Raw genomic sequence first — 12992 nt, forward strand, 5'->3', positions numbered from 1 at the left:
TTTGCGATTGGATCGCGCTCAAGCCTTTGAATTAGGGCCCTATTCTTCCGTTCAAATGGTCCCATTTGAACGGATGGGGCCCTAGGCGGCGTCCGGCGTCTCGATGGTGAAGCCCTTGGCGCGCAGGCGGTCGAGCACGCCGCCCTGGGAGAGCAACGGGCGAAGCTGCACCACGGCGATGGCGTGGCCGGGCGTCTTCAGGGCCTGGATGATGGCGGCCGCCTGGTCGGCCTTGATCTTGTCGTCGAACGCGCGCGCGCCGGGCACCTGGGCCAGGCACCGCTCATAGCTGCGCTCGGACGAGAGCGCGCCGCGCACGTCGCCCGCCGCCCAGGCCCTGGCGGCGGCCAGGGTTCCCGATGGGCCCGCCTCGGTCTGGGCCAGCACCTCGTCCAGGCAGGCGTCGGCGGCGGCCCTGGGCGTCTTCAGCACCTGGCCCATCAGCGGGCCCAGGTCATAGCTCCGCTGCTTGATCGGCACCTTGGAGCGCTGGGCGAGCAGCTTGATCAGCTTGGTCGGGTCGCTGGTGGTGAGGTTCTCGTGCTCGCGGTAGTCCGAGGCCAGGAGCAGGCCGGCGGCCAGCGCATTCTTGGTCTTGTAGCGGTTGGCCGGCTCGCCCAGACGCTCTCGCGCGGCGGCGAAGCGCGCGCGGGTGGCCGGGTCCAGGGTCTTTTCGAAGTCCGTGCCAGAGCGCAGGCGCAGGATGTTCACCGTCGCCCCCAGCGCGCCCTTCAGGGTCACGCGCACGTCCTGGAACGGCAGGATCACCTCGCTGGCGCCGGCGAGGCGCCGGTCGAACACCGAGCGGTCCCACTGCATGTGCTTGGGCGCCAGCGAGGGCGTGCCCAGGACGTAGACCGTGGAGGCGCCGTCGGTGACCTTCCACCAGGCCGGTCCGGGCAGGCGGGCCGTGACCACCAGCTCCTCCACCAGGGTCGCGTCGGGATCGTCGGGCATGGCCGCGTGCGCCGCCGCCGGCGGCGAGGTCGCTTCGGGCGCCTGGGCCGCGGCCGGCAAGGCCAGGGCCGCCGCGAGAACCGCTCCTGTCCAGGATATGCGCCTCATGTTCCAACTCCGTTGAGCCGCCGCCGGATTCGCATCCGGAATCGTCCTATATGTGGCGTGAGGATTTCACTTACATGCCGATCCGCCGCCTTCCGCCCGAGACCGTGAACCGCATCGCCGCCGGCGAGGTGGTCGAACGGCCGGCGAGCGCGATCAAGGAGCTGGTGGAGAACGCGCTGGACGCCGGCGCGTCGCATGTGGAGGTGCAGGCCGACGGCGGCGGGTTGACGCGCATCCTGGTGGCCGACGACGGCTGTGGCCTGTCGGCCGAGGAGCTGCCGCTGGCGGTGGAGCGCCACGCCACCTCCAAGCTCGCCCCGGACGACGCGGGCGACTACGACCTTCTGAACATCGCCACCCTGGGCTTTCGCGGAGAGGCCCTGCCTTCGATCGGCTCGGTGGCGCGGCTCTCCATCGCCAGCCGGCCGAAGAGCGGGGGCGAGGCCCATTCGATCCTGGTGGAGGGCGGCGCGGTGGGCCAGGTGGCGCCGGCGGCCTTCCCCGGTCCGCACGGGGCGCGGGTGGAGGTGCGCGACCTCTTCTACGCCACGCCGGCCCGGCTGAAGTTCATGAAATCCCAGCGGGCCGAGGCCATGGCCATCGCCGAGGAGATCAAGCGCCAGGCCATGGCGCACGAGGCGGTGAGCTTCTTCCTGGACATCGATGGGCGCCGCGTCGTGCGCCTGCCGGCCGAGCGGGCGGGGGCGGAAGGGCGGCTGCAGCGGCTGGCCGCCGTGATGGGCCGCGACTTCTCCGACAACGCCCTTCTGATCGACCACGCCCGCGACGGGGTGCGGCTGACCGGCTATGCGGGGCTGCCCACCTACAACCGCGGCAACGCCGCTCACCAGTATCTGTTCGTCAACGGCCGGCCGGTGCGCGACCGGCTGCTGCAGGGCGCCCTCCGGGCCGCCTACGCCGATTTCCTGGCCCGGGACCGGCATCCGCTGGCGGCGCTGTTCATCGAGCTCGATCCCACATTCGTGGACGTCAACGTGCATCCGGCCAAGGCCGAGGTGCGCTTTCGCGACCCGGCCCTGGTGCGCGGCCTGATCGTCGGCGGCCTGCGCCATGCGCTGGCCGGGGCCGGCCACCGGGCGGCGACCACCACGGCGGCCGAGGCGCTGGGCGGCCTGCGTCCCGGCTATGCGCCGCAGTATTCGCCGGCCCCCTCGGCCCAGGGCTTTTCGGCCTGGCGCGGCGGCGGCTGGACGCCTCAGGCCGTGGCCCAGGCGATCCCCGGCCTCACCGAGGTCTCCGCCCGCGCCGAGCCGGACTATCCGCCGCCCGCCGGCCAGACGCCCTACGGCGGGCTGGAGGAGGCCGCTGCGCCGCAGCCTCATGCGACGGTCGTGGTCGATCCGGTGGACTTCCCCCTGGGCGCGGCGCGGGCCCAGGTGCACGAGACCTACATCGTCGCGCAGACCCGCGACGGGGTGGTGATCGTCGACCAGCACGCCGCGCACGAGCGGCTGGTCTATGAGCGCATGAAGGCCGAGATGGCCGAGGGCGGGGTCGCGCGCCAGGCGCTGCTGCTGCCAGAGGTGGTGGAGCTGGACCCGGCCGAGGCCGAGCGGGTGGCCGCCCGGGCCGAGGAGCTTGCGGCGCTCGGCCTGGTGCTGGAGCCGTTCGGGCCGGGCGCGGTGCTGGTGCGCGAGGCGCCGGCCATGCTGGGCGAGGCCGACGTCGCCGGCCTGGTGCGCGACATCGCCGACGACCTGGCCGAAAACGACCAGGCCCTGGCGCTGAGGGAACGCCTGGAGGAGGTCTGCTCCACCATGGCCTGCCACGGCTCGGTGCGGGCCGGGCGACGGCTCTCGGCGCCGGAGATGAACGCTCTCCTGCGCCAGATGGAGGCCACGCCCCACTCCGGCCAGTGCAACCACGGCCGGCCCACCTACGTGGAGCTGAAGCTCGCCGACATCGAAAGGCTGTTCGGCCGGCGCTAGGGGCGTGGGCCCGGGCGGCCTTGGGCCATAGGCGGCTCATCAAGGAGAGGCGCGACATGACGAAGATCACCGCGGCGGCGGCCGCATGCATTCTGGCGCTCGCCGGCGGGGCCGCGCTCGGCCAGGCGCGCTCGGGCTACCTCGACGGGGCAGACGCTCCGGACATGATCCGCGTCCTGCCGCCGGCGCCCACGGCGGGGACCACCCGCTACGAGGCCGACCGCACGGTGTATCTGGCCACCCGCGCCCTGAAGGACAGCCCGCGCTGGGCCCTGGCGCAGAACGACATCGACCAGCGCGCCATCCTGAAGGACATGGCCTGTTCGGTGGGCGTGGAGCTGACGCCGCAGAACGCGCCGAAGCTGACCAGCCTTCTGATGAAGATCGCCCCGGACGTGGGCCGCGCGGTGAACCGGCCCAAGGACCACTACGGACGCAAGCGCCCCTATCTGATCGACGAGGGGCCGATCTGCGCCGACAAGACGCCGGGCCTGGCCGCCAGCCCGGACTATCCGTCGGGCCACACCACCTGGGGCTGGACCGTTGGGCTGATCCTGGCCGAGCTCGCGCCGGACCGCGCCACCGACATCCTGGCGCGGGCGCGATCCTTCGGCGAAAGCCGGCTTGTGTGCGGCGTGCACAACCTGTCGGCGGTGGAGGAGGGGCGCACCACGGCCTCGGCCCTGGTGGCCGCTCTGCACGGCTCGGCCGACTTCCGCGCCGACCTGGACGCCGCCCGCGCCGAGGTGGCCAGGGCCCGCGCCGCAGGCCCGGCGCCGGACGCGGCGAGCTGCGCCGCCGAGGCCGAGCTGGTGGCCAAGCCGCTGTTCTAGAGCCCGAAGGCGTCGCGGATGCGCCGGGCGAGCTCGTCGGGCGCGGCGAGGCTGGTGTCGAGCTCCAGGTCGTAGTCCAGGCCGTGGTGGACCCGAAGGTGCTGCCAGCGGGCCTGACCCAGGTGGCGGTCGCCGCGCTGGCGTTCGCGCGCCTCGAGCACCTCCAGCGGCGCGTGGAGCCCGACCAGCCGCAGGTCGACGTCGCCGAGCAGCGCGCGGTAGTCGTCCGCCTCGTGGCCGGAGAGCATCACGTCGTCGACGATCACATGGTTGCCCGCGCCGGCGAGGGCGGCCACGGCGCGGCGCATGCCGCTCAAGGCGCGCTCGACCACCTCGCCGGTGAACACGGCCGTTTCCGGCGGATCGCCGTCGCCCACGGCCTGGAAGGTGATGCCGTCCGGATGGTTCAGGGTGCGCTCGGGCAGCATGTCCAGGAAGTGGTCCATGGCCACGTGCAGGAACGGCTTGGCGGCGAGCCGCTGCAGGGCCTTGGCGACCGAGCTCTTGCCGGCGCTGCTCGAGCCGTTGAGCACCACCACCTGAACGTTCGCCAAGGCGCCGGACCGTCGCCGAGACGCCTTCTGCGAGCTTCTCTGAACCAATTCCACCATGGATGGAATCATAGCCGGTCGCCGCGACGCATGCGACCGCCCTTGAAGATTTTCACCCTTCGCCTTGAGGCGCCCGCCGGCCGGCGGCGTCCTAGCAAGCGGGCGTAATCGGAGCTGGGACCCGATCGACGCGCGTAACCAAGCGGATCAGGAACCCAGGAGCATAAGTCTGGCATGTGGAGATTGGATGGAGCCGGCGCGGCGACGCGGCGCGGCGTGCTGTTGACTGCGGCCGCGTTGTGGCTGCCCGCACAGACGGCGTTGGCGGCGGCGGGCGCGCCGGCGGCGCTGGACCTGGCCGACTACCGTGGCCGCGTGGTGTTTCTCGACTTCTGGGCGTCGTGGTGCGCGCCCTGCAAGATCTCGTTTCCCTACATTGAGCGCCTCGGCGCCCGCTTCGGGCCCAAGGGCCTATCGGTGGTCTCGGTGAACGTCGACCACGACCAGGCCAAGGCGCGCGCCTTCCTGCAGTCGATGAACGCCGACCTGGACGTGGTCTTCGACCCCAAGGGCGTGCTGGCCAAGCGCTACGCGGTCGAGGGGATGCCGACCTCGCTGATCTTCGACCGGCAGGGCCGCCGGCGGTTCACCGTGCAGGGCTTCGACGAGACGAAGTTCGAGCGCGAGCGGGACCAGATCGAGATCCTGTTGTCGGAGGCGTAGGCGTGAAACCCGTACATCAAACCCTTGTCCGCGCGCTCGGCGTGGCGGTCCTGCTGGCGCTGTCCGGATGCGCCCACATCGGCGCGGCCGCCTGGGACCGCGACCTCCTGGCCAAGAAGTCCATGCAGCTCAACACCCTGCCGCGGGTGACCGAGTTCCGCGAGCACATCTACTTCAGCAAGGAGGCCTCCAGCGGCGGGCGCACCTATGACGGCGGGGGCTGCGGATGCAACTGACCCGAGCGATGCAACCGACCCGAGCCAGGGGCGGCGCCGTGAAGCTGGCGCTGCGGGCCCTGACCGCGAACCTCCTGCTGGCCGCCGGCGCCCACGCCGGCGTCGCCGCCGATCCCAGCAGCGACCTGGCCGACGACACGGGCCTGACCCGGATCGACGCGGCGGTGCTGTTCTACAAGGAAGCCGGCGGCCGCATCCGCGCCACCGAGCCGGTGGTCGCCGCCACCCTGAACGGCACCGGCGGCGGCGTCCTGTCGGTGAAGCTGACCGAGACCAGCCTGACCGGGGCCACGCCCAACGGGGCGACGGCGGCCACGCGCGTCCAGACCTTCGTCGCCCCCGCCTCGGCGCCCGGCTCCACCACCACGGTGACCAGCCCCTCGGGGCGCAGCCGGCTGGTGGTGATTCCCGGCACCGGCGTGGTGACGCGCCAGTACGACGCGGCCGCCGGGGTCCTGCCGATGGACTACGGCTTCCACGACCGGCGCACGGCCTTCAACGTCGGCTACAGCGCGCCTTTCGGCGAAGCCAGCCGATGGAGCGCCGGCGCCGCCTACTCCCACGAACTGGATTACCGCAGCTACGACTTCAACTTCGGGGTCTCGCGCGACTTCAACCATCGCAACACCACGGTCTCGGCGATGGCGAACCTGGAGTTCGACCAGTCCAAGCCGCAGTTCGGCGATCCTGAGCCGCTCACGCCGATGAGCGGGACCGCCAAGGGCGGGGGCGACAGCAAGACCGTCTCCAGCCTGCTGATCGGCGTGACCCAGGTGATGAGCCGGCGCTGGATCACCCAGCTCAGCTACAACATCGGCAAGTCCGAGGGCTATCAGACCGATCCCTACCGGGTGGTCTCGGTGCTGGATTCGACGACGGGCGATCCGCTGACCTACCTCTACGAGGGCCGGCCGCGTTCGCGCCTGCGCCAGAGTCTTTACTGGGGCAACAAGGTCTCCGTCGGCCCGACGGTGACGGACGTCTCCGTGCGCGGCTACCACGACGATTGGGGGATCACCTCGTTCACCGGGGAGATCGCCGAGCGCGTGGACATCACCCGCTGGTTCTACGTGGAGCCGAGCTTCCGCTACTACCAGCAGAGCGCCGCCGACTTCTTCGTCAACTATCTGAAGTCGGGCGATCCGACCCCGGCCTTCGCCAGCTCCGACAGCCGGCTGGGCAAGTTCGACGCCACCACCGTCGGCGTGAAGCTGGGCTTCAAGGTGCTCGGAAACGGCGAGCTCTACTGCGTCTACGAGGACTACAAGCAGAACGGAAAGGGCCCCAGCGCCAACACCGATCCGGCCTTCGCGCTGCAGAACCAATTCACCGGGGTCGACGCCAAGAGCGCCATGGTGGGCTACACCTTCGCTTTCTATTAGCGCGAGGACCTCCCCCATGGCCGCCGCCGCGCCCGAGCCCGGGCGGCTTTCCCGCGCGCCGGAGGGTTGGCTCTACGCCTTCGGCGCCATGGCCTCGCCCTGCGAGGTGCGGCTCGACTGCGACGACGGCGCCCTGGCCGAGCGGCTGGGGCGCCTGGCCGAGGACGAGGCGCGCCGGATCGAGGCCAAGTACAGCCGCTATCGGCCCGAGAGCCTGCTCTCGCAGATCAACGCCTCGGCCGGCGCGCCGGTGACGGTGGACGGCGAGACCGCGGCCCTCATCGACTACGCCGCCCAGTGCCACGCGCTGAGCGGGGGCCTGTTCGACATCACCTCCGGCGTCCTGCGGCGGGTGTGGCGCTTCGACGGCCGCACCGGGCCGCCCGGCGCGGCCGAGGTGGCGGCGGTGCTGCCGCATGTGGGCTGGGACAAGGTGTCCTGGACCTCGCCGGTGATCGCCCTGCCGGCGGGCATGGAGATCGACTTCGGCGGGCTCGGCAAGGAGTACGCCGTGGACATGGCCGTGCTGCGCATCCAGGCGGCCGCCGAGGTCCCCGCCCTGGTGAACTTCGGCGGCGACCTGCGTGTCACCGGCCCCAGGCGCGGCGGCGGGCCCTGGCGCGTGGCCATCGAGTCCGTCGAGCAGGAGGGAGAGGCCGACGGTCTGATCGAGATCCTCCATGGCGCGCTCACCACCAGCGGCGACACCCATCGCGCCATCGTCGAGGGCGCCCGCCGCTACGGCCACATCCTGGACCCGCGCAGCGGCTGGCCGGTGGAGGACCCGCCCCGCTCGGTCACGGTCGCCGCCCCCACCTGCCTGGAAGCCGGGCTGCTCTCGACCCTGGCCATGCTGCACGGCGCTGGGGCCGAACAGTTCCTCAAGGACGAGGGCCTGCAGGCCTGGTGGGCCCGCTAGCGGCGGACCCGGGCCGCTGGCCAGGGCGGCAAATCGCCTTTAGCTAACCTGTGCGGGCGCCGCGGGAGCCGTGATGGGGCTGAAGGACTGGATCAAGGGGCGCGTGGCGGCGCTGGACGCCGCGGCCCGGCCCTGGGCGGCGAGGAGCCGGCTCAACGCCTTCGCCTTCGAATTCCTGATGTTCGGCCTCAAGCAGGCCTGGGCCTGCCTGTTCGGCGGGGCGATGCTGACCCTGCTGGTCGCCACCCACTTCCTCTATCCGGCCGGCGCGCCGCTGGCGCGCTACGACTTCCTGGTGATCGCGGCGGTGACGATCCAGGCGCTGCTGCTCGCCCTGAAGCTGGAGCACCTGGACGAGGCGGTGGTGATCCTCGCCTTCCACGTGGTCGGCACGGTGATGGAGGTGTTCAAGACCGCCCACGGCTCGTGGATCTATCCGGAGCCCAACATCCTGCGCATCGGCGGCGTGCCGCTGTTCTCGGGCTTCATGTACGCCAGCGTCGGCTCCTACATCGTGCGGGCCTGGCGGATCTTCGAGTTCCGCTTCGTGCGCTATCCGCCGGCATGGACCACCTGGCTGATGGCGGTGCTGGCCTACGCCAACTTCTTCACCCACCACTATCTGCCGGACATCCGCTGGGGGCTCTTCGCCTTCTGCGCGCTGATCTTCGGCCGGGCCTGGATCGTCTACACGCCGGACCTGAAGCCGCGCCGCATGCCCCTGCTGCTGGCCGGCGTTCTGGCGGCCTTCTTCATCTGGATCGCCGAGAACCTCGGCACCTTCGCCAGCGCCTGGATCTACCCCAGCCAGCGCCACGGCTGGGCCATGGTCTCCTTCGCCAAGATCGGTTCCTGGTACCTGTTGATCAACCTGAGCTTCGTGCTCGTCACCCTGGTGCGCCGGCCGCAGCCGGAGGTGGCGGGCGAGGCGCGGATCGTTGCTGGAGCGGCGGTCGAACCGGCGTCGTGATCTTGCCGAGAGCGCTAGCCTCGGAGCCGCGTCTTCCGGGTGATCCTGGCGGCGGGATAGCCGACAACGTCGGCGACCTCGCTCCGCAGCCATCGCCAGACCACTTCGGGGCGCTTGCCACTCCACGCTTCGCTGAGCTTGCGGGAGTTCAGGTTAACGATGTCGCGGATGAGGTCGTCCAGGGTGATGTCACCGAAGGCGCCGCGATCGAGACCAAGCATCGCAAGTCCCACCGGCGCCGCCAGGAACACCACGACGAAGGGCGTGTTCTGAAGCAACATGCCGCCCAAGAGCCCGGCGCCGAGCAGATTGCCGCCCCACCGGCCCATCCGTGATGGTCCAGGCGCGCCTATAGGGGTCCCCGTGGCGCGGCGCACCCGACGAATGAACCTGCGTGGGTTGGACAAGCCAAGGTCGGCGAGTTTTGCAAATCGCGGGACGGACGATGGAACGTCCGGCATCGCCGCAATCGCCCGGCGCACGCGTCTGGAGCAGATACGGTCAATACGGTCCCACGGCTCGGCTTGGCTGGAGAGGGCGCGAAGCACAGCCGTCTCAAGATCGCCGGCCGTGGAACCATCTCGCCACTGAAACTCGGCCAGGGAGACGCCGAACGCGCGTTCCACGGCGGACTTGAGACGGGGGACCTCATCGTCGGGCCGCCGCAGTGAACGCAATGGCAGGGGTGAGGCGATCAGGCTCGGCGTTCCCATGGCGACGGGCGTCCCGCCTCGCGCGGCGACGCTGTGAAGCGTCGTCAATGTAAGAGTGAAGCCTTCTTGGTCTACCTTCGGTTGACCGCGTCCAGCAAGCGCCCCCGTCTTCTCGTCGCCGGGTTTGTAAGATTTCGCCGCCGCGCGTGACTACCTCATCAAGCGAGGGGACTTGGTGGAGCCAGATGGACACCGGCGGGGTCAGCCAGGACGAGCGATACGCGCGGGCCGCCGCCGAATTTGGGCCGGCGGTGGAGCGTCTCGCGCGCGGTTATGAGGCCGATCCCGATCTCAGGCGCGACCTCGTGCAGGACATCCACGTCGGCCTCTGGCGCAGCTTCGGCGCCTTTGACGGCCGCTGCTCGGTGCGCACCTGGGTCTACCGTGTCGCCCACAACATCGCCGCGTCTCATGTCGCGCGGGGCCGGCGGCGCGGCGCCTACATAAGCCTGGAGGCGCTGGAGCAGGTCGCGGCGCCGGATGATCCCGAGGCCAGCGCAGGCGGTCGCCACATTCTCGAACGCCTCCTGATCGCGATCCAAACCCTCGCCGCGCCCGATCGTCAGATCGCTCTGCTCTACCTCGAAGACCTGGACGCCGGCGCCATCGGCGAGATCACGGGGCTCACGCCGGGCGCAGTGGCGACCAGAATTCACCGCCTCAAGGCCGTGCTGGCCAAACGTTTTCAAGATGGAGGCCGCCATGCCGACGAGACCTCCTGAAGACGATCTCAAGGGCGTCTGGCTCGATCAGGAAACGGAGACGACGAGCATGAGCGTGGAAACGGTGCGGGCGCTTTCGAGCGCCTATCTCAATCGGACGCGCCTGCGCTACGTCGCAGGCTTCGTCCTGGCCGCCGTGGTGGCGGCTCAGTTCGCCTGGTTCGCCTGGACCGCCACGGACCCGATTATTCGACTGGGGAATATTCTGGTCGTCGCGAGTACGGGCTGGATGGTCTGGCGCATCGCCCGGCGCTTCCCGCGCGGCGCGCCGGACAGCACTGCGGCGTCGAGTCTGGTGGACCACTACCGTGACGAGTTGCTGCGCCAAAAGGTCAGGTACGTGGACCTTCTGGTGTCGGCGGGTCCCACGCTGGCGGGCTGCGTGGTGATCATGGTCGGCCGCCAACTGCAGCCCGTGCACGCCAACCCGCTGCCCGTGGCGGCGTTCACGGCGCTCTGGCTCGCCGGCGCTTGGCTCGTCGTCCGGCGCCATTCACGCCGGGTCGACCAGAAGCTCGCTGAGCTGGATCGAATGCAGGGGGAGTGACCGGCTCGCGCTCCCCCCGCAGCGGCGCCTAGCGCTTGTTGACGAAGTCCAGGAAGCGCTGGCGCAGGGTCGCGTCGGTCTTGAAGACGCCGGTGAACTGGGTGGTGATGGTCGAGACGTGCCGGTGGTGCACGCCGCGGGTGGTCATGCACTGGTGCGTCGCGTCGACCAGCACGGCCACGCCCGCCGGGCGCAGGCTGTCGGTGATGGCGTCGGCGATCTGCTGGGTCATGGTCTCCTGCGTCTGCAGGCGGCGGGCGAAGATCTCGACCACGCGGGCGATCTTGGAGATGCCGACCACGCGGTTGGTGGGCATGTAGGCCACGAACGCCTTGCCCAGGAACGGCGCCATGTGGTGCTCGCAGTGGCTCTCCACCTCGATCTCGCGCAGCATGACGATGTCGTCGTAGCCCTGCACGTCCTCGAAGGTGCGGGAAAGCTCCTTGCCCGGATCGGCGTCATAGCCCTCGAACCATTCGGCGTAGGCGTCCACCACCCGCTTGGGCGTGTCGATCACGCCTTCGCGGCGCGGGTCGTCGCCGGCCCAGGCGATCAGGGTGCGCACGGCCTCCATGGCCTCCTCGCGGGTCGGGCGCTTGACGGGCTCGAGGTCGGAGACGCCGGGCAGCCGGCGCTTGGAGGTCATGGCGTCCATGTTTTTCGGGATCTTTCCTGGCTGAGTTGCGCCGGAGCGAAGGCTCCGGAAATGACGCGCGCCGCTGGTTCTACGGTCCGGACGCCCGCGTGGATGCGGCGTGGCCTCTGACCGTGGCCATCTGTATATGGTTCGATGCCTTTGCCCGGCAACCGTAACGCAGCGTTAAGTGGACCGATGCCCCTGACCCTCTACGACACCATGGCCCGCGAAAAGCGGGTCTTCGTTCCCGCCGATCCCAAGCGGGTGACGATGTATGTGTGCGGGCCGACGGTCTACAACTACGCCCACATCGGCAACGCCCGGCCGGTGGTGGTGTTCGACGTGCTGTTCCGGCTGCTGCGCCATCTCTACGGCGAGGACGCGGTGATCTACGCGGCCAACGTCACCGACGTGGACGACAAGATCAACGCCAAGGCCCAGGCCGAGGGCGTGCCGATCTCCACGATCACCGACCGCTATCTGAACATCTACAACGCCGACATGGCGAGCCTGGGGGCGCTCAAGCCGACGCTGCAGCCCCGGGTGACCGAGACCATGGACGCGATCATCGAGATGATCGGCCGGCTGGTGCGCAACAACGCCGCCTACGCCGCCGAGGGGCACGTGCTGTTCGACACCCAGGCCTTCAGCGACTACGGCAAGCTGTCGGGCCGCTCGATGGACGACATGATCGCCGGCGCCCGCGTCGACGTGGCCCCCTACAAGCGCCATCCGGCCGACTTCGTGCTGTGGAAGCCCTCCAAGCCGGGCGAGCCGGAATGGGAGAGCCCCTGGGGCCCCGGCCGGCCCGGCTGGCACATCGAATGCTCGGCGATGATCGACCAGGCCCTGGGCCTGCCCATCGACATCCACGGCGGCGGCCACGACCTGATCTTCCCGCACCATGAGAACGAGATCGCCCAGGGCGTCTGCGCGTCCTGCGACCACGGCGAGTACGCCCGCTACTGGGTGCACAACGGCTTCCTGAACTTCGGCGACGAGAAGATGTCCAAGTCGCTGGGCAACGTCGTGCTGGTGCACGAGCTGATCGAGAAGACGCCGGGCGAGGCCGTGCGCTGGGCGCTCCTGGTGGGCCACTACCGCGCGCCGCTGGAGTGGAGCGGCGAGCTGCTTGCGCAGGCCAAGAGTTCGCTCGATCGGCTGTATCGCGCCTTGCAGGACGCCGACGCGTTCCTCGGCGGCGCGGGCGCCGAGCCGGACCCGCTGACGGTCGACGCGTTGTTGGAGACCGTGAAGTTCTGGGATGCGCTCTGCGACGACCTCAATACGCCGCTGGCGTTCAGCGCCCTATTCACGCTGTCCAACGGCCTGCGCGGCGCGATCATGGCCGGCCAGCGGGAGGCGGCGGCGCAGCACAGGGCCGCGCTCCTGAAGGCCGGCCGGTTCCTGGGCTTCCTCGGGGCGGACCCGGAAGCCTGGTTCCAGGGCGGCGCCGACGCCGGCTTCAAGGCCCGGATCGACGGACTGATCGCCGAGCGCGTCGCGGCCCGCGGCGCCAAGGACTGGGCGAGCGCCGACCGCATCCGCGACGAGCTGACCGCCCTCGGCGTCGAGGTGATGGACGGCCCGTCCGGCGCGACCTGGCGTCTGAAGGAAACCACCTAATCCGCTCATCCCAGCGAAGGCTGGGATCCAAGCCGAGGTGGGCTGGTCAGCCGCGCGCGGGCGAGCTGGCGCCAAAGTCGTTCCCTATGTGTTCTGATTTGGGTAAGCTGAGGCCCAGC

General features: G+C 70.2%; 14 protein-coding genes. 10 read left to right on the plus strand and 4 right to left on the minus strand.

Annotation, left to right across the window (positions count from 1 at the left end; genetic code table 11):
• Nucleotides 1-81: 81 nt before the first annotated feature.
• Entirely contained in the window at nucleotides 82-1065 is a 984-nt protein-coding gene (locus ACE3TA_RS12380) for a TraB/GumN family protein (protein WP_374574070.1), read from the minus strand.
• Nucleotides 1066-1139: 74 nt separating this feature from the next.
• On the opposite strand from ACE3TA_RS12380, the gene mutL reads away from it, so the two are divergent.
• A complete protein-coding gene (mutL, locus tag ACE3TA_RS12385; RefSeq protein ID WP_374574072.1) occupies nucleotides 1140-3014 on the plus strand; it encodes a DNA mismatch repair endonuclease MutL in 1875 nt (624 codons plus the stop codon).
• A 56-nt stretch (nucleotides 3015-3070) separates the two neighbouring features.
• The gene (locus ACE3TA_RS12390; protein WP_374574074.1) at nucleotides 3071-3847 is read left to right on the plus strand and encodes a phosphatase PAP2 family protein; all 777 of its coding nucleotides are present in this window, start codon (nucleotides 3071-3073) and stop codon (nucleotides 3845-3847) included.
• On the opposite strand, the gene ACE3TA_RS12395 is transcribed toward ACE3TA_RS12390, so the two are convergent.
• Nucleotides 3844-4401, minus strand: coding sequence for a chloramphenicol phosphotransferase CPT family protein (locus tag ACE3TA_RS12395; RefSeq protein ID WP_374574076.1), 558 nt, complete (start codon nucleotides 4399-4401; stop codon nucleotides 3844-3846). The two genes, ACE3TA_RS12390 and ACE3TA_RS12395, sit on opposite strands and share 4 nt — an antisense overlap.
• Before the next feature lie 231 nt (nucleotides 4402-4632).
• Here ACE3TA_RS12395 and ACE3TA_RS12400 point away from each other — a divergent pair, with 231 nt between their 5' ends.
• From ACE3TA_RS12400 to ACE3TA_RS12420, 5 genes are all read left to right on the plus strand, one after another.
• Nucleotides 4633-5121 carry a TlpA disulfide reductase family protein gene (locus ACE3TA_RS12400; protein ID WP_374574077.1) on the plus strand — a complete coding sequence of 163 codons (489 nt, stop codon included), beginning with the start codon at nucleotides 4633-4635 and terminating at the stop codon, nucleotides 5119-5121.
• Nucleotides 5122-5123: 2 nt separating this feature from the next.
• Nucleotides 5124-5357 carry a DUF4266 domain-containing protein gene (locus ACE3TA_RS12405; protein ID WP_374574079.1) on the plus strand — a complete coding sequence of 78 codons (234 nt, stop codon included), beginning with the start codon at nucleotides 5124-5126 and terminating at the stop codon, nucleotides 5355-5357.
• An 8-nt stretch (nucleotides 5358-5365) separates the two neighbouring features.
• A complete protein-coding gene (locus ACE3TA_RS12410; protein WP_374574081.1) occupies nucleotides 5366-6739 on the plus strand; it encodes a DUF3570 domain-containing protein in 1374 nt (457 codons plus the stop codon).
• Nucleotides 6740-6755: 16 nt separating this feature from the next.
• On the plus strand, nucleotides 6756-7658 hold the full coding sequence (locus ACE3TA_RS12415) for an FAD:protein FMN transferase (RefSeq protein ID WP_374574083.1): 903 nt from the start codon (nucleotides 6756-6758) through the stop codon (nucleotides 7656-7658).
• A 73-nt stretch (nucleotides 7659-7731) separates the two neighbouring features.
• Entirely contained in the window at nucleotides 7732-8628 is an 897-nt protein-coding gene (locus tag ACE3TA_RS12420) for a DUF817 domain-containing protein (protein ID WP_374574085.1), read from the plus strand.
• A 14-nt stretch (nucleotides 8629-8642) separates the two neighbouring features.
• On the opposite strand, the gene ACE3TA_RS12425 is transcribed toward ACE3TA_RS12420, so the two are convergent.
• On the minus strand, nucleotides 8643-9341 hold the full coding sequence (locus tag ACE3TA_RS12425) for a hypothetical protein (RefSeq protein WP_374574087.1): 699 nt from the start codon (nucleotides 9339-9341) through the stop codon (nucleotides 8643-8645).
• A 185-nt stretch (nucleotides 9342-9526) separates the two neighbouring features.
• Between ACE3TA_RS12425 and ACE3TA_RS12430 the strand changes: the two genes are divergently transcribed.
• Both ACE3TA_RS12430 and ACE3TA_RS12435 read left to right on the plus strand, forming a co-directional pair.
• On the plus strand, nucleotides 9527-10063 hold the full coding sequence (locus ACE3TA_RS12430; RefSeq protein WP_374574089.1) for an RNA polymerase sigma factor: 537 nt from the start codon (nucleotides 9527-9529) through the stop codon (nucleotides 10061-10063).
• Nucleotides 10044-10610 (plus strand): hypothetical protein, encoded by a 567-nt coding sequence (locus ACE3TA_RS12435; RefSeq protein ID WP_374574091.1) that lies wholly within the window; start codon nucleotides 10044-10046, stop codon nucleotides 10608-10610. Before ACE3TA_RS12430 ends, ACE3TA_RS12435 begins: the two co-directional genes overlap by 20 nt.
• A gap of 28 nt (nucleotides 10611-10638) precedes the next feature.
• Here ACE3TA_RS12435 and folE read toward each other — a convergent pair whose 3' ends face one another.
• Nucleotides 10639-11265, minus strand: coding sequence for a GTP cyclohydrolase I FolE (gene folE, locus ACE3TA_RS12440; protein ID WP_374574093.1), 627 nt, complete (start codon nucleotides 11263-11265; stop codon nucleotides 10639-10641).
• Nucleotides 11266-11442: 177 nt separating this feature from the next.
• Between folE and cysS the strand changes: the two genes are divergently transcribed.
• Entirely contained in the window at nucleotides 11443-12873 is a 1431-nt protein-coding gene (cysS, locus tag ACE3TA_RS12445) for a cysteine--tRNA ligase (protein ID WP_374574095.1), read from the plus strand.
• Nucleotides 12874-12992 lie beyond the last annotated feature (119 nt).

The sequence above is a fragment of the Phenylobacterium sp. genome, from assembly GCF_041916435.1.
In the GTDB taxonomy this organism is placed as follows: domain Bacteria; phylum Pseudomonadota; class Alphaproteobacteria; order Caulobacterales; family Caulobacteraceae; genus Phenylobacterium.

What these genes read in the sequence shown, in the direction of transcription:
- ACE3TA_RS12380 (WP_374574070.1), bottom strand. Translation starts at nt 1,065, where the DNA reads ATGAGGCGCATATCCTGGACAGGAGCGGTTCTCGCGGCGGCCCTGGCC.
- mutL (WP_374574072.1), top strand. Translation starts at nt 1,140, where the DNA reads ATGCCGATCCGCCGCCTTCCGCCCGAGACCGTGAACCGCATCGCCGCC.
- ACE3TA_RS12390 (WP_374574074.1), top strand. Translation starts at nt 3,071, where the DNA reads ATGACGAAGATCACCGCGGCGGCGGCCGCATGCATTCTGGCGCTCGCC.
- ACE3TA_RS12400 (WP_374574077.1), top strand. Translation starts at nt 4,633, where the DNA reads ATGTGGAGATTGGATGGAGCCGGCGCGGCGACGCGGCGCGGCGTGCTG.
- ACE3TA_RS12410 (WP_374574081.1), top strand. Translation starts at nt 5,366, where the DNA reads ATGCAACCGACCCGAGCCAGGGGCGGCGCCGTGAAGCTGGCGCTGCGG.
- ACE3TA_RS12415 (WP_374574083.1), top strand. Translation starts at nt 6,756, where the DNA reads ATGGCCGCCGCCGCGCCCGAGCCCGGGCGGCTTTCCCGCGCGCCGGAG.
- ACE3TA_RS12420 (WP_374574085.1), top strand. Translation starts at nt 7,732, where the DNA reads ATGGGGCTGAAGGACTGGATCAAGGGGCGCGTGGCGGCGCTGGACGCC.
- ACE3TA_RS12425 (WP_374574087.1), bottom strand. Translation starts at nt 9,341, where the DNA reads ATGGGAACGCCGAGCCTGATCGCCTCACCCCTGCCATTGCGTTCACTG.
- ACE3TA_RS12430 (WP_374574089.1), top strand. Translation starts at nt 9,527, where the DNA reads ATGGACACCGGCGGGGTCAGCCAGGACGAGCGATACGCGCGGGCCGCC.
- ACE3TA_RS12435 (WP_374574091.1), top strand. Translation starts at nt 10,044, where the DNA reads ATGCCGACGAGACCTCCTGAAGACGATCTCAAGGGCGTCTGGCTCGAT.
- folE (WP_374574093.1), bottom strand. Translation starts at nt 11,265, where the DNA reads ATGGACGCCATGACCTCCAAGCGCCGGCTGCCCGGCGTCTCCGACCTC.
- cysS (WP_374574095.1), top strand. Translation starts at nt 11,443, where the DNA reads ATGCCCCTGACCCTCTACGACACCATGGCCCGCGAAAAGCGGGTCTTC.